Consider the following 19,715-nt stretch of genomic DNA (forward strand, 5'->3'; position numbering starts at 1 on the left):
TCCATGACGGTGACGCTTCCTGAGCAGCGGGCGGCGGTGGAGACCTCTCCGCCGCCCGCTGTGCGCCGTGCCCGCCGCCGAACGCCGCTCACGTGGTACCGCGGCGGCGGGCTCGCCAACCTGCTGTTCCTGCTGCCGATGCTGTTCGTGTTCGTGTTCTTCTCCTGGTCGCCGATCGTGCAGTCCGTGCTCATGAGTCTCCAGAAGACGAACCTGATCGTGTCGGAGTGGGTGGGCTTCGACAACTACGCCGCCGTGATCGGCGATCCCGAGCTCGGACGGGCCGTGCTGAACACGCTGTGGTTCGCGGTCCTCGCGCTGCTCTTCGGGTTCCCGCTGCCGCTGCTCATGGCGGTGCTCATGAGCGAGGTCCGTCGGGGCAAGGGCGTCTACTCCGCACTCGCGTACCTTCCGGTCGTCATCCCCCCGGTCGTCGCGGTGCTCCTGTGGAAGTTCTTCTACAGCGCCGATCCCTCCGGCGTGTTCAACACGGTGCTCGGATGGGTCGGCATCCCGCCGCAGCCCTGGATCCAGGACGCGGTGCAGGCCATGCCGTCGCTCGTGCTCGAGGCGACCTGGGCCGGTGCCGGCGGGTCGATCATCATCTACCTCGCGGCCCTGCTCGGCGTCCCGCCCGAGCTGTACGACGCGGCCGAGGTCGACGGGGCGGGCATCGCGAAGAAGATCTGGCACGTCACGCTGCCGCAGCTGCGGGGGATCCTCTTCATCATGCTGATCCTCCAGATCATCGCGACGGCGCAGGTGTTCCTCGAACCGTTCCTGTTCACGGGCGGCGGTCCCGCGGGCGCGACGAAGACCGTGCTGCTCTACATCTACGACAAGGCGTTCCGCAACAGCCTGGGCGGCGACTACGGAGAGGCGACGGCCGTCTCCGTGCTGCTCGCGATCGTTTTGGCCGTGCTGTCGTGGCTGTACTTCACCCTGACCAAGCGCTGGAGCACGACATGAGCCTCTCGACACGTCTCTCGACGGCCGCCGCCGAGCGGAGGGCGGAGCGCGCCGCGGACAGCGCCGGCGACCGCACCGTGGTCTCCGACGCGGAGCGGCGCCGTCCCGGCATCCGCCTCGGGATGTCGTTCACCCACGTGTTCCTCACCGTGGGACTGGTGGTCGCGGGGCTCGGGCCGATCCTCTGGCTCGCGAAGTCGGCGGTCACCCCGACGCAGGACACGCTGCAGCAGCCGTTCGCGCTGTGGCCGAACGGCATCGACTGGGAGAACCTGTCGACGGCGTGGAACGACATCCACATCGATCAGTACTTCCTCAACACCGTCGTGATCGCTGTCGGGGCGTGGTTCGTGCAGCTGCTCGTCGCGACCACGGCGGGCTACGCGCTGTCGGTGCTGCGCCCGGCGTACGCCCCGCTGCTGAACGCGCTCGTGCTCGCGACGCTGTTCATCCCGGGGATCGTGCTGCTCGTGCCGCTGTACCTCACGATCGTGAACCCGCCGCTGCCAGGCGACGTGAGCCTGCTGAACACCTATCTCGCGGTGTGGTTGCCGATGGGGGCGAACGCGTTCAACATCCTGCTGGTCAAGAGGTTCTTCGACGGACTGCCCCGCGAGGTCTTCGAGGCCGCGCGCACGGACGGCGCCGGGCCCTTCCGGCTGTTCTGGTCGATCGTGCTGCCGATGTCGAAGCCCATCCTCGGGGTCGTGTCGGTGTTCGCGATCATCGCGGCGTGGAAGGACTACCTCTGGCCCATGCTGGTGCTGCCCGATCCCGCGGTGCAGCCGCTCTCAGTGCGCCTCCCCGCGGTGCAGTCGCAGACCGAGCTCGACGTGTTCCTCGCAGCGCTCGCGATCGCGACGCTCATCCCGATCGCGATGTTCCTGCTGTTCCAGTCGGTGTTCCTGCGGTCGGCGGGACTCGGCGGCGCCGTGAAGGGCTGAGGGTCAGGCGCCGGAGTCGGAGGCGGGCGGGTAGAGGACGTCCAGCAGCGCTTCGATGATGCCCGGCATATCGACCTCGGGGTCGATCATCCACTGCAGCTGCAACCCGTCGGCGACGGCCTGGATCACCCGACCCATGGTGTCGGGATCGAGGACGGCCCGCCGTTCGGCGTCGCCGTCGAACGCCTCCGCGACGCTGCCGCGGAGGCGTTCGCTGCGCTCCAGGAAGTAGGCGTGCGCGGGGTGCTCGGGGTCGCCGGCGTCGACCGAGAGGCGGGAGAAGAGCTCGACCACCCCCGGCACCTCGGTGTTGTGTCGGACCACGTCGAGGAACGCCGTCTTCGCGTGGAGCGGATCACGCAGGCGTGGGCTGAGCTCGTCGCGTTCGTCGCGGGCGCGCAGCACGGCGGTGAACAGCTCCTCCTTGGAGCCGAAGTAGTGCAGGAGCGCGGCGGGAGTCACACCGACCCCCTCGGCGATCTGCTTGAGCGAGGCGTTCCGGTAGCCGGAGCGGCCGATGACCTCGAGCGCGCTCTGGAGGATCTCCTCGCGCCGGGCGACGCCTTTCGCGTATGAACCTCGTCGTGCCATGCCCTCGACCATAAACCTGAACACTGTTTGAATTCCAATACTGACTCACGTATGGTTTTCGCAAGGACATCGTCGTCGCCCGCGAAAGGACCCTCATGACCGACATCACGGCATCCGATCTCACCCTCGAGGAGAAGGCCTCGCTCACCAGCGGCGCCGACTTCTGGACCACCAAGGCCCTCGACCGCGTGGGGCTGCCGTCGATCATGATGACCGACGGTCCCCACGGCCTCCGCAAGCAGGCCGGCGGCACCGATCACCTGGGGCTCGCGAGCAGCGTGCCGGCGACCTGCTTCCCTCCCGCCGTCGGCATCGGCTCGTCGTTCGACCCCGAGCTCCTCGAGCGTGTGGGCGCTGCGATCGGCGTCGAGGCCGCGATCGAGGACGTCGCCGTCGTGCTCGGACCCGGCATCAACATCAAGCGCTCGCCGCTGTGCGGGCGCAACTTCGAGTACTTCTCCGAGGACCCGCTGGTCTCGGGCGTGCTCGGCGCGGCCGCGGTGCGCGGCGTGCAGTCGCAGGGCGTCGGCACCTCGCTCAAGCACTTCGCGGCGAACAACCAGGAATTCGACCGCATGCGCGCGAGCTCCGACGTCGACCCGCGCCCCCTGCACGAGATCTATCTCCGCGGGTTCGAGCGCGTCGTGAAGGACGCCCAGCCGTGGACGGTCATGTGCTCGTACAACCGCATCAACGGCGTCTACGCCTCCGAGGATCCGTGGCTGCTCACCCAGGTGCTCCGCGACGACTGGGGCTTCGACGGCCTCGTCGTCTCGGACTGGGGTGCCGTCAACGACCGGGTCTCCGGTGTGGCCGCGGGTCTCGACCTCGAGATGCCCAGCTCGGGCGGTCGGACGGATGCGCAGCTGGTCGCCGCCGTGCACGCGGGAAACCTCGCCGAGAGCGTGCTCGACGTCGCGGCTGACCGGGTGATCGATCTCGTCCGCAAGGCCGGCGAGCGATCGGCCGTCGCGGGACCGCTCGACGTCGACGCGCACCACGCCCTCGCCCGTGAGGCCGCCGGCCGGTCGATCGTGCTCCTGAAGAACGACGGAGTGCTGCCCCTGTCGCCAGCCCAGCGCGTGGCCGTCATCGGGGCCTTCGCGACCGAGCCGCGCTTCCAGGGCGCCGGCTCCTCGCTCATCAACCCGACCAGGGTCGACGCCGCCTTCGACGAGATCTCCGCCGTCGGCGGTGACAACGTGTCGTACGCCGCCGGATTCGCGGTGGAGGGCGGCGCCGTCGCGGCATCCGGTCGTTCCGCCGACGACCTGCGCGCCGAGGCCGTCGCCGCGGCGACAGCCGCCGAGGTCGCCGTCGTGTTCCTGGGCCTGCCGGCCGCGGAGGAGTCCGAGGGCTTCGACCGCGACCACATCGACCTCCCCGCGGCGCAGCTCGAGCTCCTCGACGCCGTCGTCGCCGTGAACCCGAAGACCGTGGTCGTGCTCTCGAACGGCGGCGTCGTGGCACTGCCGTTCGCCGACAGGGTGCCCGCGATCGTGGAGACGTGGCTGCTCGGCCAGGCCGGCGGCGGTGCGGTCGCCGACGTGCTGTACGGCGCCGTGAACCCCTCGGGCAAGCTCACCGAGACGGTGCCGGTGCGCCTGGAGGACAACCCCTCGTTCGGCAACTTCCCCGGGGAGTTCGGACACGTGCGCTACGGCGAGGGGATCCTCGTCGGATACCGCTGGTACGACGCCAAGGGTCTCGACGTGACCTTCCCGTTCGGTCACGGCCTGTCGTACACGACCTTCTCCTACGGCGAGGTCACCGCGACCGTCGGCGAAGGCGGCGATGTGATCGTGCACGTCGACGTGACGAACACGGGCGACCGCGACGGACGCGAGCTCGTGCAGGTGTACGCCGCCCCCGCGCGTTCCGCCGTGCAGCGCGCGCCGCGCGAGCTCAAGGCCTTCTCGTCTGTCGAGCTCGCCGCGGGGGAGACCCGCACGGTCGAGCTCGTGATCCGCCGCGAGGACCTCGCCTACTGGGATGTGCGCGTCGACCGCTGGGTCGTCGAGGGCGGCGAGTACACGGTCGAGGCGGCGGCCTCCAGTCGCGACATCCGGTCGTCCGCCGTCGTGGCGATCGACGGCGACGTCGTCTCGCTCCCGCTGACGTTGAGCTCGTCCATCGGCGACGTCGTCGCGCACCCCGTCGCCGGCCCGATCGTCATGCAGGCGCTCGGGGGTCTGATGAGCGGGCTCACCGAGGCGGACTCCTCGGCGGCGTCGATGATGCCGAACGACGAGGCGATGCAGAAGATGATGGCGTCGTTCCCCATCGGGCGCCTGATCGGCTTCCCCGGGGTCGACGTCACGCACGAGCAGATCGAGCAGCTGCTCGCCGGAGCGAACGCGGGGGCCGTCCCGCAGGGCTGACTCCCCGCCTGCCGGCGTTCAGGGGTGCGGTGCGTCGGTGAGGAACGGGGTGTCCAGCTCGCCGAACAGCGCTCCGGCGCGCGCGGTGCGCTCGACCGCCTCGGCGATGCCGGCGACGGACACGGCGCCCGCGGCGTCGACCTGAAGGCGGGACGCGGCGATCGGCGTGGGTGCGGGGGCGGTGCGCACGGCCTCGAGCACGGCCATGAACGCGCCGGACTCGATCAGGGGCGACGAGAGCGCGGTGCCGTCCTCGCGATGATCGAGCAGCTCCTCGAAGAGGTCGATGCGCCCGGTCGTGACGGTCGTGCCGTCCGGGATCGTGAGCTCGTCGCGCGTGTAGGAGAGTGTCGCGGTCCCCGTGGCCGTCCGCACTTCGATGAGCGGGTCCTGGTCCTCGGCGGCGGCGAGCGTGAGTGCCGCGGTCAGGGTCCGTCCGTCGCTGAGCGCGATGCGCACGGCGGAGGTATCGTCGGCCTCGATGTCGTTCGCCCGGTACAGGTCCAGGTCGACGCGCTCGACGTCCTCCCTGCGTCGAGCGCCGGCGATCCGCAGCGCCGTCGCGACGGCATGCGACAGCGCGTTCGTGAGCACGCCGTCGACGACCGGAGCGCCGTCGAGCGTGCGGCGGCCGGCCCACGGCGAACGGCGCCAGTAGGCGGCATCCCTCCGCCACGCACCCCAGGCCGCGACCGACTGCACCTCGCCGAGCGCAGCGATCTCGGCGAGCGCGTGCGAGCCGAAACTCTGGAAACCGACCTGCACCGCCCGTCCGGTGCGCGCCTGCGCGTCGAGCAGCTGCGTGAACTGCGCCATGCTCGCGACCGGCGGCTTCTCGAGATAGACGTCTGCTCCGGCATCCAGCGCCTGGGTCGCCAGCCTGCTGTGCGTGCCGGTGGGGGTGGCGATCACGACGACGTCGGGACGGATGCCGGACGCGAGCGCCGCGGGCAGATCGGCGTGCGAGGGGATGTCGGAGCCGTAACCCTCGATCGGTCCACCCGAGGGGTCGACGATCGCGAGGAGACGGATGCGGTCGCGGAGGCGTTCGAGGTTCTGCAGATGCACCGCGCCGTAGCCGCGGGCGCCGACGAGCAGCACGTCGTGGATCATGGGGCCAGTGTATCGGGTAAGCGTTTACCGACCTCTGAGGCGACCGGGGAGCCTGGCGGTCAGCGCGGGTCGAAGCGCACGGGGGGATGCGTCGTCGCGACGAGCGTGCGCAACTCCTCGAGCGGGGCAGGCACCGCGCCGAGAGCCCGCGCCTGCACGAGTACGTTGCCCAGCGCCGTCGCCTCGACCGGACCCGCCAGCACCGGCAGGCCGGAGCGGTCGGAAGTCGCCTGACACAGCACCCGGTTGAGGGATCCTCCGCCGACGAGATGGACCGCGTCGATCTCGCGCCCCGTCAGCTCGGCGGCCGTGCGCACGGCCTCGGCGAACGCGGCGGCGATCGACTCGACGATCGAACGGGCGAAGGCCGCCCGAGAGGTCGGCGCGGCCTCGCCGAGCAGCGCCTCGATCCGCGCCGGCATGTCGCCGGGCGCGCTGAGCGACGGGTCGTTCGCATCGAACAGCGGCACATCGTCGGCGACGGCGGACGCGGCCGTGAGAAGCTCTGGCAGGTCGATCGCAGCCCCATCCTCGGCCTCCCACGCGCGCACCGACTCGCTCAGCAGCCACAGTCCGGTGACGTTGTGCAGGAAGCGGAAGCGTCCGTCGACGCCGAGCTCGTGCGTGAAGTTCGCCGCGCGCGCGGCATCCGTCAGCACCGGCTCCGTCAGTTCGACGCCGACGAGACCCCAGGTGCCGCACGAGATGTACGCCGCCGTCGGGCTGGTGAGCGGCACGGCGGCCACGGCCGAGGCGGTGTCGTGCGATCCCACGGCGACGACGGGCAGCGGGGCGCCGACGCGCTCGGCGACCTCGGGTCGCAGAGCGCCGATCACGGTACCGGGGTCCACGAGGGGCGGCAGCACGCGGGAGGGGATGCCGAGGCGCTCGGCGAGGTCGTCGTCCCATTCGCCGGCTTCGACGCCGAGCAGCCCCGTGGTCGAGGCGTTCGTGCGCTCGGCGACCGCGGTTCCGGTGAGGAGGAAGGCGATCAGGTCGGGGATCAGGAGGGCGGTGTCCGCATCGGCGAGACGGCCGTCGACCCGGTACTGGTAGAGGGTGTTGAATGGCAGGAACTGCAGACCGTTGCGACGATACAGCTCGGCGAAGGGCGCGATCGCGTGCACCTCGTCGACTCCCCGCTCCGTGCGGGAGTCGCGGTAGTGGAACGGCTCGGCGAGCAGCACGCGATCGCGCACGAGGCCGTAGTCGACGGCCCAGGAGTCGATGCCGATGCTCTCGATCCCCGGCTCTCGGCGGACGGCCTCGGCGAGACCCGCGACCACGTGCTCGTACAGGGCCCCGAAGTCCCAGTGCAGGCCGTCCTCGCGCTCGACCGGCCCGTTGGGGAAGCGCGAGACGAGCTCGAGGTCGAGGCGCCCCTCGCCGATGCGGCCGATCATGACGCGGCCGCTCGTCGCGCCGAGGTCGACCGCCGCGACCGCGCGCACGGTCATCGGAGGAACGCCGCCGCGACGCCGGAATCGACCGGGATGTGCAGACCGGTCGTGCGGCTGAGCTCGGGGCCGGTGAGCACGAACACGGCGTCCGCGACGTTCTCGGGCACGACCTCCCGCTTGAGGATCGTGCGGTTCGCGTAGAACTGGCCCAGGTCCTCCTCGGCGACGCCGTAGGTCGCGGCGCGGTTCGCGCCCCAGCCCGAGGCGAAGATCCCGGAGCCGCGCACGACGCCGTCGGGGTTGATGCCGTTCACGCGGATGCCGAACTCGCCGAGCTCGACCGCGAGCAGCCGCACCTGGTGCGCCTGGTCGGCCTTGGTCGCGGAGTAGGCGATGTTGTTCGGGCCCGCGAACACCGAGTTCTTCGACGAGATGTAGATGATGTCGCCGCCGAGCTTCTGGTCGATCAGCACCCGAGCCGCCGCCTTCGACACGAGGAACGAGCCCTTGGCCATGACGTCGTGCTGCAGGTCCCAGTCCTTCTCGGTCGTCTCCAGCAGCGGCTTCGACAGCGAGAGGCCGGCGTTGTTGACGACGAGGTCGACGCCGCCGAACGCGAGCACCGCCTCGTTCAGCGCGGCCTGGATCTCGTCGGCGTCGGAAACGTTCGCGGCGACGCCGATGGCGACGTCGGTGCTGCCGAGCTCGGCGGCAGCGGCCCGCGCCTTCTCGAGGTCGAGGTCGGCGATCACGACGCATGCTCCTTCGGCGGCGAGGCGGGTGGCGATGGCCTTGCCGATGCCGGAGGCGGCGCCCGTGACGAACGCGATGCGCCCCTGGTGGGTCTTGGGCTTCGGCATCCGCTGCAGCTTGGCCTCCTCCAGCGCCCAGTACTCGATGCGGAACTTCTCGGCGTCGGAGATGGGGGAGTACGTCGACAGCGCTTCGGCGCCGCGCATGACGTTGATGGCGTTGACGTAGAACTCGCCGGCGACGCGGGCGGTCTGCTTGTTCGCACCGTAGGAGAACATGCCCACGCCGGGCACGAGCACGATCAGCGGGTCGGCGCCGCGGATCGCAGGCGACTCGGCGGTCGCGTGCGCGTCGTAGTAGGCCTGGTAGTCGGCACGGTACTCGGCGTGCAGGTCGTGCAGGCGCGCGATCTGCTCGTCGACGGATGCCGTGGCCGGAAGGTCGAGGATGAGCGGCTTGACCTTGGTGCGCAGGAAGTGGTCGGGGCAGCTCGTGCCGAGCGCGGCGAGCTCGGGTGCCCGCTCCGAGGCGAGGAAGTCGAGGACCACGTCGGCGTCGGTGAAGTGGCCGACCATCGGCTTGTCGGTCGAGGCGATCCCGCGGATCGTTCCGGCGAGGACGGCTGCACGGTCGCGGCGCTCCGCCGCGGGCAGCGCTTCGAAGCCCGAGCGCACACCGCCGAACGGATCGGCCTTGCCGTGCGACGCGATGTACTCCGCCGCGGTGTCGATGATCCACAACGAGTTCGCCTCGGCCTCCTCGGAGGTGTCGCCCCACGCTGTGATGCCGTGACCGCCGAGGATGCAGCCGATCGCGGCCGGGTTCTGCTCCTTGATCGCCGCGATGTCGAGGCCGAGCTGGAAGCCGGGGCGGCGCCACGGCACCCACACGACCCTGTCGCCGAAGATCGTCGCGGTGAGCGCCTCGCCGTCGGCAGCCGTCGCGATCGCGATGCCGGAGTCGGGGTGCAGGTGGTCGACGTGCGCGGCATCCACGAGTCCGTGCATCGCGGTGTCGATCGACGGGGCCGCACCGCCCTTGCCGTGTAGGCAGTAGTCGAACGCCGCGACCATCTCGTCCTCCCGCTCGACACCCGGGTACACGTCGACGAGCGCGCGCATGCGGTCCAGGCGCAGCACTGCGAGGCCCTGCTCCTTCAGTGTGCCGAGGTCTCCACCGGAGCCCTTGACCCACAGCAGCTCGACCGGCTGACCCGTCACGGGGTCGGTCTCGGTGCCCTTCGCCGACGTGTTGCCGCCGGCGTAGTTCGTGTTCTTCGGGTCGGCGCCGAGGCGGTTCGACCGCTCGATGAGGGCGGCGGCGGTGGGGTTGGTCATGGAGTCTCCCTGACGTGACGCAGCACAGACGGCCGGATGCCGTGATGTGATTTCATGTGAAATATAACATCAGATGACGAAGAGCGGAAGAGGCATCAGTGGATCTGTCGGCCCGCGCGGCGGAACGGGTCGAGCGCCTCGTCGTCCGGATCGAGCTCGGTGATCAGGATCGAGTAGTCGGCGGACTCGAGCGCCCGCGCCACGGATCGGCGCCCCAGCTTGCTCGAGTCCGCGCACACCACGACGGTGGTGGCGTTCGTGGCCATCGCGAGCTTCGGGTCTGCCTCCTCCGGCGACACCTCGGACGTGCCGTCCGCGGCATCCAGTCCGTCCGCCGAAGCGAAAAACAGGTCGAAGTAGATCGACCCGAGACTGCGCCGTGCGATCGGGCCGACGAAGCTGCCGGTGGTCGGCTCGGCGGATCCACCGGAGAGTACGGCGGTCACCCCGTCGACCGGGTGCAGGATCTGGAACGTCTCGAAGGAGTTCGTGTAGATGGCGAGACCGTCTCGGGGACCGATCATCGAGGCGAGCATGCTGATCGTGGTGGAGGCGTCCAGCGCGATCGTGCCGGACGGGGGCACGAGACGCAGGGCCTTCTCGGCGATCGTGCGTTTGGCCGAAGCGCGGATCGCGCGCCGGGCGTCGAACGGTCGGGCGCGGGGGGACGCCGTGGCGCCGCCCCGCACGCGACGGATGAGGCCTTCGGCTTCGAGCTCGAGCAGGTCGCGGCGGATGGTCATGCTCGAGACGCCGAACTGCTCGGCGGCCGCCTCGATCATCACGCCTTCGGGCGCGCCCGCGAGTTCGACCAGTTCTTCGCGACGACGCTGCGCGTCGAGGTTGCCCGTGAGACCCATGAGAGGAAATCTATCCGGAGCGCAGAACCCGCCGATGTGAGAACGTGTGAGATATGGCGTTCTCCCTATACTGATCGTGTGAAGTCACTGGCGGCCGAGGAGCGGTGGAACTGGCTTCTGGCGCGCCTCAGGGAATCGAAGGCGATCTCCCTCACGGATGCCGCGCAGTCGCTCGGCGTCAGCGAGATGACCGTGCGCCGCGACTTCACTGCGATGGAGGAGCGCGGGATCGCGCGCCGAGTCAGGGGCGGCGCCGTCTACAGCGGGCCGGTGAGCTTCCACGGCCGTGAGCGCTCGCACGCGGAGGAGAAGTCGCTGATCGCGGCGAAGCTGCTCCCGCTCGTGCCGTCGAGCGGCGTCATCGCGATGGACTCCTCGACCACCATGAACCGACTGGCCCAGGAGATCGTCGGCACCGACGACCTCACGATCGTGACCAATGGGCTCTCGACTTTCCAGGTGCTGCAGGACAAGCCTGGAGTGACGGCGATCCTGACCGGAGGAGCGGCGGACCGGCGCTCCGATTCACTCATCGGCCCTGTCGCCACGGCGTTCCTCGAGAGCATGCGGTTCTCCAGCTTCTTCGCCTCGGCGGCGGCGGTGGACGACCGCGCCTGCTATGAGGACACCCTGGAGGAGGCCGAGCTCAAGCGCGCGTTCGCCCGCTCGTCGGCGCACATCGTGATCGGGGTGCACGCCGAGAAGCTGGACGGCACGGCGACGGCAGCATCCGTCCCCCTCGCCAGGGTCGCGGTCCTCGCGACCGAGCTGGATGCCGACTCTCCAGAGCTCGCACCGTACGAGCACGCGGTCCCGACCGTCCTCTGAGCGGCGTCGTCTCCGACCGCCGTGACGTCGATGTTCTTTCGTGTGACTTTTTTCGCACGCGACTTGACATGATCTAACTTGATCGAACATTCTTGATCCGAACCGATCGGCACGAAGGAGTGTTCACATGGCCACGCGGAGCCCGAATCCGACCCACACCGTGGTCGCCCGATGAGCGTCATCGAGGACGCCCTCCCCGAGACCTCGTCGATCGACGTCACGCTGTCGGACATCACGAAGCTCTACCCCGGAGTCACCGCGCTCGGTGGCGTATCGCTCGACCTCCATGCCGGAGAGGTGCACGCGATCGTCGGCGAGAACGGTGCGGGCAAGTCCACGCTCATCAAGGTGCTCGCGGGTGCCGTCGAGCCCAGCGCCGGCTCGATCGTGGTCGACGGCGAGTCGTACGACAAGCTGACCCCCGCACTAGCGCAGGACCTCGGCATCGCCGTGATCTACCAGGAGTTCACGCTCGTGCCCACGCTCAACGCGGCCGAGAACGTGTTCCTCGGGCACTACCTGCTGCGCGGCCCCGTGCTCGACCGCAAGCGCATGTATGCCAAGGCCGAGCAGCTGTTCGCCCGACTCGGGGTGCACATCGATCCGCGTGAACTGGTCGGCGATCTCACCACCGGCTACCAGCAGATCGTCGAGATCGCGAAGGCACTGTCGCGCAACGCGCGACTGCTCATCATGGACGAGCCCTCCGCGCCGCTCACGGCCGCCGAGGTCGAAGCGATGTACAGGGTCGTCGACGCGCTGCGCGCCGAGGGCATGACAATCGTCTACATCTCGCACCGTATGGAGGAGATCTTCCGGCTCTCCGACCGGGTGTCCGTGCTGCGCGACGGCCGTCACATCGCCACAAAGCAGACCTCCGAGACCACCCGGCGCGAACTCATCAGCCTCATGGTCGGCCGCGAGCTCACCGAGGGATACCCCGCCAGGGGCTTCGAGCCGGGCGAGGTCACGCTGCGCGTCGACGGCGTCTCGGGCAACGGTGTGCGCGGCATCCGATTCGAGGCGAGAGCGGGGGAGATCCTCGGATTCGCAGGACTCATCGGCGCCGGTCGCACCGAGCTCATGGAACTGCTGTTCGGGGCGAAGCGCATCGAAGAGGGCGAGGTGACGCTGCACGGGCGCTCCGTCGTCTCTCGCTCGCCGATCCAGGCGATCGGCAACCGCATCGCACTGGTGCCGGAGGACCGCAAGCGCCACGGCCTGGTGCTGCCGTTCAGCATCGCGGAGAACATCACGCTGCCGCTGCTGACGAAGAAGCTGTCGCGGGGCACGGTCATCTCCCCGAAGGCCGAACGTGACCTCACGGCCGAGTACATGACCGACCTGCGCATCAAAGCCCCGAGTGGAGCCGAGATCGTCGGCAACCTCAGTGGCGGCAATCAGCAGAAGGTCGTGCTCGCGAAATGGCTCGCGACCGACCCGGAGGTGCTGATCTTCGACGAGCCGACCCGCGGGATCGACGTCGGAGCCAGGGCCGAGATCTACCTGATCATGAACCGGCTCGCCGCGGCGGGCAAGACGATCCTGATGATCTCGTCCGACATGGAGGAGCTGATCGGGATGTCGGACCGCGTCGTCGTGCTCCGCGAAGGCACCCAGGAGGGGATCCTCCACAAGAACGAGATCACCCAGGAGACCGTCATGGCCCTGGCCGCGCAAGGAGAACCCGAATGAAAATCGCACTGCCACGCATCAAGGACATCGGCATCGTCCTGGTGCTCGTCGTCCTCATCATCGCGTTCAGCCTGATGACCCCGAACTTCCTGGACCCGAGCAACATCTTCAACATCGCGCGGCAGGTCGCGACTCTCGGCATCGTCGCGGTGGGCTTCTCATTCGTGCTGATCACCGGCGGCATCGACCTGTCGGTCGGCTACCAGATCTCCCTCAACGTGGTCGTCACCGGCATGCTCATGGCCCAGGTCGGGCTCCCGTGGTACCTCGCCTGCCTCGCGGCGCTCGCCCTCGGCACCCTGATCGGTGTCGTCAACGGCCTCATCATCACCCTCACCGGCGTCGCACCGCTCATCGTGACGCTGTCGATGATGATGATGCTCAACGGCCTCAGCTACCTCATCTCCAAGGGTCTGCCGATCTTCGGCTTCCCCGCGGAATTCTCGCTGCTCGGCCAGGGCGCGGTGTTCGGCATCATCCCCGTCTCGCTGTTCTTCCTCATCGCGGTCTGGGGCGTGGGCCTCTTCATCCTCAACAAGACGTACATCGGCCGCTACTTCTACGCGATCGGCAACAACGTCGAGGCGGCGCGGCTCTCGGGCGTCAACACCCGCCGCACGCTGATCCTCGTCTACGCGCTGTGCGGCTTCTTCACCGCGATCGGTGCGATCCTGCTGCTCTCGCGCCTCAACTCGGCGCAGTCGGCCACCGGTGCCGGGTTCGAGTTCAGCGTGCTCACCGCCTGCGTGCTCGGCGGCATCAGCGTGATGGGCGGGCGAGGCCGACTGTTCGGCGCGTTCGTCGGCGTCCTGATCGTCGGCGTCCTGGACAACGGACTCGTCCTCATCAACGTGAGCGAATACGTGCAGCTGCTCATCAAGGGCGCCATCCTCCTCGTGGCCGTCATCTACGACGCGATGTCGAAGAACTCCTCCGGGCGGCGCAAGCAGATCGGCGGCGTCTCCCTGACGGCTCCGGCCGTGGCCTCGGTCAAGTCCTAGCACTTCCCTCCGGCGGTCGTTCCAAAGACGGGCGACCGCACCCGACACAGTAAGGAATCATCATGAAGAAGTTCGGCACCATCGCCGCAGCTGCCGGCGTCGTCGCGGCACTGCTGCTCTCCGGCTGCACGACCGTCTCCCCGAGCGAACCAGGCGGTGGCGGCGACGCCGCGGTCGATGGCGGCGACCAGAGCGTCGGCATCACGTTCTCCGACCTGAGCAACCCCGTGTGGGCCGAGCTCGTGCAGGAGGCGGAGTCGTACGGGGCAGAAGAAGGTCTCAGCGTCACCTATGTGGACGCCCGCAACGATGCCGCGGCCCAGGTGACCCAGATCGAGAACTTCATCCAGCAGGGTGTCTCGACGATCATCATCTGCGCGGTCGACGCGAACGCGCTCGTCGACGTCACCAAGAAGGCTCAGGATGCCGGAATCAAGGTCGTCGGCTACACGCAGGTGCTCGAGAACTACGACGCCCAGTACCTCGTCGACGCGTACAACACCGGGTACGCCAACGGCGAGGCGGCCGCCGCGTGGATCAACGACAACTTCGACTCGGATGAGACCGTGCAGTGGGCGCTGATGGATCTGCCGCGCTTCCCCGAGATCATCGATCGTGCGAACGGCATCAAGGAAGCCATCGCCGAGCTCGCCCCCAACGCCGAGCTCGTCGCCACGGCTCCGGCGCTGACAGCGGAGGACGGCGTCGCGAACGCCGAGAACTTCCTGCAGGCCAACCCCGAACTCAAGGTCATCGCCACGATCGGCGGCGGCGGCGCAGTCGGCGGCAATGAGGGCGTCAAGTCCGCCGGCATCACCGACTTCGACTCGTTCGGTCTGTTCGGCATCGACGCGACCGAGAACGAGATCCAGAACATCATCAACGGCGATCCGCAGAAGACGTCGATCAGCCTCGGCGGCGGCAAGGCCCATGGCCGTGCCCTGATCGACATCACGCTCGACCTGCTCGCGGGTGAAGACGTCGAGAAGGACCAGTACATGCCGATCGAGGTCATCGACAGCTCCAACGCCCAGGACTACTACGACGAGATCTACGGCGGCTGACGCCCGCCGGTGGCCATCCGCATCAGCGGGTGGCCACCCCGTAGCCCTCACCAATGCCGCGGCGACGACCGCGACGGAAAAGGACCTGCTTCATCATGATCCGAGTGCTCGCCGCAGGTGACCGCTTCATCCGCTCCTCCCTGTTCCGCGCGGAGCTCGAGAGGGCGCTGCCCGATGGCATCGCCGTGGTCGAGACCGAATTCGGCTGGCCCGACGTCCCGTTCGGTCGCGTGGGTGAGGTCGACGAGGCCTCGGGCACGGAGGAGGAGCTCATCGACGCCCTGCAGGGGGCGACCGCGATCGTCACCCAGCTCGCGCCGCTCACCGAACGGGTGATGGATGCCGCGCCGGATCTGCGTTTCATCGGGGTCTCGCGCGGAGGTCCCACGAACGTCAACGTGGAGGCGGCGCGGCAGCGCGGCATCCAGGTCGCGAACGTGCCCGGACGCAACGGCGTCGCCACCGCCGAGATGACGATCGGGCTCGCGCTCGCCCTGATGCGTCGCATCCCGCTGGCGCAGGCGAGCATGATGGCGTCGACCTGGCGTGGCGACCTCTACAGGTCGGATGCTGTCGGCCGCGAGGTCGCGGGCTCCGTGATCGGGCTGCTCGGAGCGGGCGCCGTCGGCTCACACGTCGCGAGGACCTTCGCGGCGATGGGCGCGCACGTGCTGGTCTTCGATCCCTATCTTCCCGCCGGGCGACTCGACGCGGGCATCGAGCAGGTGACGACCGCCGACGAGGTCTTCCGCCGCAGCGACCTCGTGTCCGTGCATGCCCGGTTGACCCCCGAGACCGCCCGCATGGTGAATGCCGATACGCTCGCACTCATGAAACCGGGCGCCCTCCTCGTCAATGCCGCCCGCGGCGGGCTGGTCGACTACGACGCCGTCGCCGACTCGATCGAGACGGGTGGGCTCGGCGGAGCAGCCTTCGACGTCTATCCGGAGGAACCGGTCGACTTCGACCACGCCCTGTTCCGCCTGGCGAAGGACGGCCGTGACGTCGTCGTCACCCCGCACATCGCGGGCGCCAGCCAGGAGACGGCTGTACGCGCGGCGCGTGGTGTCGCCGACGAGCTGCGCCGATTCCTGCACGGTGAGCCGGTGATGCACCCGCTCACCGACGGCGTCAGAGCGGCGCTGCTGTGAGACCAGCGCTCCTGGGCATCGACGCGGGCACGAGCTCGGTCAAGGTCGTCGCGATCGACCTCGAGGGGCACCGCATCGCCGACTGCTCGGTGGCGTATCCGACGAAGACAGATGGCGCGGGTGCGGAACAGGACGCGAATCTGTGGTGGGAGGCGTTGCGCACCGCGCTCGCCGCAGTCGTGTCCGATCTCGACGTGCTCGCGGTGGCCGTGACCTCGCAGGCGCCGACGTTCGTCGCGGTGGATGCCGCCGGGCGTCCGACGGGGCCCGCGCTCACCTGGCTCGACCGCCGTGCTGCGCACGAGGCGTCCGAGATCGCGGCGATCGTGCCCGATTCGCGCAACGGCGCCGACCCGTTCTTCGGCACCGCGAAGCTGCTGTGGCTGGCCGAGCATCGCGCGGACTCGCTCGACAGAGCCGAGGCGGTGCTGTCCACCAACGGCTTCCTCGTGCGGCGGCTGTCTGGAGCATCCGTGCTCGACGAGACCACCGCCTCTCTCATGCAGGGCTTCGACGAGGAGGCGGGCGACTTCCCCGCCGCGCTGCGCGCCGCAGTCCCCGCACTCTCGCTGCTGCCGGCGCTCGTGCGTCCTGGCGACGTGGTCGGCGAGGTGACGTCCGCGGTCTCTGCGGAGACAGGACTCCCGGTCGGGACGCCGGTGATCGCAGGAGGCATCGACGCGATCGGCTCGGCGCTCGAAGCAGGAGTGCTGGCCCCCGGCGACCCGCTCGTCGACATGACCGGGTTCTCCAGCGTGACGATGCTCGCGGTGCCGCGCGGCGCGGCGGTCGCCGGTTTCATCCACTCCCGGCACTGCGTGCCCGAGGTCGATCTGCTGATCACGGCCCAGGTCACCGCCGGCGCGACGATCGACTGGGTCAACGGCCTCGACTCCGCGCACGACCTCCGCTCGGCCGACCGCATCCTCGCCCGTCCTCGCCCCGGTCGCGTGACCATGGTGCCGAGTCTCGCGGGGGAGCGCACGCCGACCTGGAACGCCTCGGCCCGCGGCGTCCTTGCGGGCATCGACCTGACGACCGACGGCACCGACCTCATGCTGGCGGCGATGGAGGGCAATGCGCTCGCGCTCGCGCGGGACGTCGACGCCATGCGCTCGGCGGGCTTCACGATCGATCGCCTCATCAGCACGGGCGGCGGCGCCTCGTCGGACGCGTGGCTGCAGATCAAGGCCGACGTCCTCGGCATCCCCGTGTTCCGGCCGACGAGCGGACACGGCGCGGCGCAGGGCGCGGCGATGCTGGCGGGCATCGCGACCGGGCGCATCTCGTCGTTCGAGTCCCTGCGCGGAACGTCGGCGTCGATCGAGGCGGAGTTCCAGCCCGACCCCCGCACGCACGAGGCCTACGCCGCCGCCCGCGTCCGTTTCGAGGAGCTCGTCGCCGTGAGCTGACCGCGTCGGTTCCGGTCGCAGTCGGTGCCGCTTCGTGCCGCGTGCAGCGACACGAACTGCGACCCGAGCGAAGCGGCGGCGACCTCAGAGGGAGAGGATGCGGGCGGCGAAACGCTCGATGGAGGCGATCGCGCCGGGGAGGTCGGGCTGATTGAGGTGGCCGTGGCGTACGCCGGGCTCGGTGGAGATGTCTGTGGCGACGCCCGCGTCGCGCAGCGCGGCGGAGAAGGTCTCGCCCGAGACACGCAGCTCGTCGACATCGCCGTTGATCATGATCGTCGCGGGGAACCGTGAGAGCACGTCGGAGGCTGCGAGCCCCGGAACCGCGTACAAATCGGCGGTCTCGACAGAGCCGCCGAGGTAGTTCTCGTACATCGCGCGCACCGGGTCGGGACCGGACCTGTCGGCCTCGGGGTCCGCATCGAGCGCCGCGCGGAGTGCGGCATTCGGAGCGCCCTGTACCGCGTGCAGCGTCGGATAGGCGAGCACGGCGAGTGCCGGCACCGGGCCGGTGCCGTGGCTCAGACGGAGTGCCGCGCCCGTGGCGAGGTTCGCCCCGGCGCTCGCTCCGCCGATCGACCACGGTCCGGTCGCGAGACCGGAGGTCACAGCCCACCGGAAGGCGGCCTCCACCTCGTCCGACGCGATCGGGTAGTGCGCGCCAGCGCGTTCGCGCGCATCCGGAGTCAGCGCCCATGAGCCAGGGACGGGCGCGAGCGCGTAGTCGACCGAGACCACGACGATGCCGCGGTCGGCCAGTTCGCGGGCCACCCAGTCCGCTTCCGGCATGTCCAGATCGCCGGCGGCGAAACCGCCGCCGTGCGCCCAGACGAGGCCGGGGCCTGCGGGCGCCTCGGGGACGTAGGTGCGCACGCGGAGCGCACCGTGCGGTCCGTCGATCACGTGGTCGTCCACGGTATCCGTCCTTTCCGAGCGGCGAGGTGAGGGGTGGGTCGTCGGGATGCGGGGATCGGCTCCCGCATCCCGACGGGTCTCGAGGATCGAGGGGTCAGGCGCCCCAGCCGGCCTGGACGCCGCCGACGCGCTCGGCGGCGATCTTCTGCTGGTACCCCGACTCGGCGTAGGCCTTCATCGGGTCGGCGGCGAGGCCGCGCGACTCCCGCCAGTCGGCGAGGGCGGGGCGCACATCGGTGTAGAACGCATCCATGAAGACCGCGTTGGCGGCGAGCACGTCGCCCGACTTCTGCGCCGCGGTGAGGGCGTCGCGGTCGACGAGCAGCGCGCGCGCCGTCATCTCCTGCACGTTGAGCACCGAGCGGATCTGGCCGGGGATCTTGTCCTCGACGTTGTGGCACTGATCGAGCATGAACGCCACGTCGGGGTTGTTGAGGCCACCGCCGCGCACGACCTCGAACAGGATGCGGAACAGCTGGAACGGGTCGGCTGCCCCCACGATGAGGTCGTCGTCGGCGTAGAAGCGCGAGTTGAAGTCGAAGGAGCCGAGCTTGCCGAGGCGCAGCAGCTGCATGACGATGAACTCGATGTTGGTGCCGGGGGCGTGGTGGCCGGTGTCGAGGCAGACCGACGCCTTGTCGCCGAGCGACACCACCTGTGCGTACGACGTTCCCCAGTCCGGCACGTCGGTGTGGTAAAACGCCGGCTCGAAGAACTTGTACTCGAGCACGAGGCGCTGGTCGTCGCCGAGACGCGCGTAGATCTCCTGCAGGGACGCCTGCAGTCGGTCCTGGCGGCCGCGCATGTCGGCCTGGCCCGGGTAGTTCGAGCCCTCGGCGAGCCAGATCTTCAGGTCGCGGCTGCCGGTCGCGTCCATGACGTCGATGCAGGCGAGGTGGTGGTCGATCGCCTTGCGGCGGATCGCCGCGTCCTCGTGCGTGAGCGCGCCGAACTTGTAGTCGTCGTCCTGGAACGTGTTGGAGTTCACCGTGCCGAGCTCGACACCGTGGTCTTCGGCGTGCTTACGGAGGTCGGAGAACGAGTCGACGAGATCCCACGGGATGTGCAGCGCCACGGAGGGGGCGAGCGCGGTGTGCTTGTGGACCTGCGCGGCATCCGCGATCTTCTCCCACGGATCACGGGGAGTCCCGGGAGTGCCGAACACCTTGAAGCGCGTGCCGGAGTTACCGAAAGCCCAGCTGGGAAGCTCGATGCCCTGCTTCTCGAGCGCGGCGAGGTGGTCAGGGGTGAGGACGGACATTGTCACTCGCTTTCTGTACGGATGAATCGTTTCATAATTT

At 69.3% G+C, this 19,715-nt stretch carries 16 protein-coding genes; 9 read left to right on the top strand and 7 right to left on the bottom strand.

Annotation, left to right across the window (positions count from 1 at the left end; all coding sequences use genetic code 11):
* Window positions 1-3 precede the first annotated feature (3 nt).
* Window positions 4-969, top strand: coding sequence for a carbohydrate ABC transporter permease (locus tag ACIPY8_RS03505; RefSeq protein ID WP_400815002.1), 966 nt, complete (start codon window positions 4-6; stop codon window positions 967-969).
* Window positions 966-1,913 (top strand): carbohydrate ABC transporter permease, encoded by a 948-nt coding sequence (locus ACIPY8_RS03510; RefSeq protein ID WP_400815004.1) that lies wholly within the window; start codon window positions 966-968, stop codon window positions 1,911-1,913. Before ACIPY8_RS03505 ends, ACIPY8_RS03510 begins: the two co-directional genes overlap by 4 nt.
* Window positions 1,914-1,916: 3 nt before the next feature.
* Here ACIPY8_RS03510 and ACIPY8_RS03515 read toward each other — a convergent pair whose 3' ends face one another.
* The gene (locus ACIPY8_RS03515; RefSeq protein ID WP_400815006.1) at window positions 1,917-2,504 is read right to left on the bottom strand and encodes a TetR/AcrR family transcriptional regulator; all 588 of its coding nucleotides are present in this window, start codon (window positions 2,502-2,504) and stop codon (window positions 1,917-1,919) included.
* Between the two features lie 95 nt (window positions 2,505-2,599).
* Between ACIPY8_RS03515 and ACIPY8_RS03520 the strand changes: the two genes are divergently transcribed.
* A complete protein-coding gene (locus tag ACIPY8_RS03520; RefSeq protein ID WP_400815008.1) occupies window positions 2,600-4,885 on the top strand; it encodes a glycoside hydrolase family 3 C-terminal domain-containing protein in 2,286 nt (761 codons plus the stop codon).
* An 18-nt stretch (window positions 4,886-4,903) separates the two neighbouring features.
* Here ACIPY8_RS03520 and ACIPY8_RS03525 read toward each other — a convergent pair whose 3' ends face one another.
* The 4 genes from ACIPY8_RS03525 to ACIPY8_RS03540 all read right to left on the bottom strand — a co-directional run bounded on the left by ACIPY8_RS03525 (window position 4,904) and on the right by ACIPY8_RS03540 (window position 10,348).
* Entirely contained in the window at window positions 4,904-5,998 is a 1,095-nt protein-coding gene (locus ACIPY8_RS03525; protein WP_400815010.1) for a Gfo/Idh/MocA family protein, read from the bottom strand.
* Window positions 5,999-6,057: 59 nt separating this feature from the next.
* Window positions 6,058-7,455 (bottom strand): rhamnulokinase family protein, encoded by a 1,398-nt coding sequence (locus ACIPY8_RS03530; protein ID WP_400815012.1) that lies wholly within the window; start codon window positions 7,453-7,455, stop codon window positions 6,058-6,060.
* On the bottom strand, window positions 7,452-9,488 hold the full coding sequence (locus ACIPY8_RS03535; protein WP_400815014.1) for a bifunctional aldolase/short-chain dehydrogenase: 2,037 nt from the start codon (window positions 9,486-9,488) through the stop codon (window positions 7,452-7,454). The genes ACIPY8_RS03530 and ACIPY8_RS03535 overlap by 4 nt, the downstream gene beginning before the upstream one ends.
* Window positions 9,489-9,583: 95 nt before the next feature.
* Complete coding sequence (locus ACIPY8_RS03540) at window positions 9,584-10,348, bottom strand: DeoR/GlpR family DNA-binding transcription regulator (RefSeq protein WP_400815017.1); 765 nt, start codon at window positions 10,346-10,348, stop codon at window positions 9,584-9,586.
* Window positions 10,349-10,426: 78 nt separating this feature from the next.
* Between ACIPY8_RS03540 and ACIPY8_RS03545 the strand changes: the two genes are divergently transcribed.
* The 6 genes from ACIPY8_RS03545 to ACIPY8_RS03570 all read left to right on the top strand — a co-directional run bounded on the left by ACIPY8_RS03545 (window position 10,427) and on the right by ACIPY8_RS03570 (window position 17,499).
* Window positions 10,427-11,176, top strand: a complete 750-nt coding sequence (locus ACIPY8_RS03545; protein WP_400815020.1) for a DeoR/GlpR family DNA-binding transcription regulator — start codon at window positions 10,427-10,429, stop codon at window positions 11,174-11,176.
* 171 nt (window positions 11,177-11,347) lie between these two features.
* A complete protein-coding gene (locus tag ACIPY8_RS03550; protein ID WP_400815022.1) occupies window positions 11,348-12,871 on the top strand; it encodes a sugar ABC transporter ATP-binding protein in 1,524 nt (507 codons plus the stop codon).
* The gene (locus tag ACIPY8_RS03555; protein WP_400815024.1) at window positions 12,868-13,872 is read left to right on the top strand and encodes an ABC transporter permease; all 1,005 of its coding nucleotides are present in this window, start codon (window positions 12,868-12,870) and stop codon (window positions 13,870-13,872) included. The genes ACIPY8_RS03550 and ACIPY8_RS03555 overlap by 4 nt, the downstream gene beginning before the upstream one ends.
* Window positions 13,873-13,934: 62 nt before the next feature.
* Complete coding sequence (locus ACIPY8_RS03560) at window positions 13,935-14,936, top strand: sugar ABC transporter substrate-binding protein (protein ID WP_400815026.1); 1,002 nt, start codon at window positions 13,935-13,937, stop codon at window positions 14,934-14,936.
* Window positions 14,937-15,031: 95 nt separating this feature from the next.
* Entirely contained in the window at window positions 15,032-16,087 is a 1,056-nt protein-coding gene (locus ACIPY8_RS03565; RefSeq protein ID WP_400815028.1) for a 2-hydroxyacid dehydrogenase, read from the top strand.
* The gene (locus ACIPY8_RS03570; RefSeq protein ID WP_400815030.1) at window positions 16,084-17,499 is read left to right on the top strand and encodes an FGGY-family carbohydrate kinase; all 1,416 of its coding nucleotides are present in this window, start codon (window positions 16,084-16,086) and stop codon (window positions 17,497-17,499) included. Before ACIPY8_RS03565 ends, ACIPY8_RS03570 begins: the two co-directional genes overlap by 4 nt.
* Before the next feature lie 84 nt (window positions 17,500-17,583).
* Here the strand turns inward: ACIPY8_RS03570 and ACIPY8_RS03575 are convergent, their stop codons facing one another.
* A complete protein-coding gene (locus tag ACIPY8_RS03575) occupies window positions 17,584-18,414 on the bottom strand; it encodes an alpha/beta hydrolase (protein ID WP_400815032.1) in 831 nt (276 codons plus the stop codon).
* A gap of 94 nt (window positions 18,415-18,508) precedes the next feature.
* On the bottom strand, window positions 18,509-19,675 hold the full coding sequence (gene rhaI / locus ACIPY8_RS03580; protein WP_400817638.1) for an L-rhamnose isomerase: 1,167 nt from the start codon (window positions 19,673-19,675) through the stop codon (window positions 18,509-18,511).
* Window positions 19,676-19,715 lie beyond the last annotated feature (40 nt).

Origin of the sequence: Microbacterium sp. NPDC089696 (genome assembly GCF_044749125.1) — a bacterium.
GTDB lineage: Bacteria > Actinomycetota > Actinomycetes > Actinomycetales > Microbacteriaceae > Microbacterium.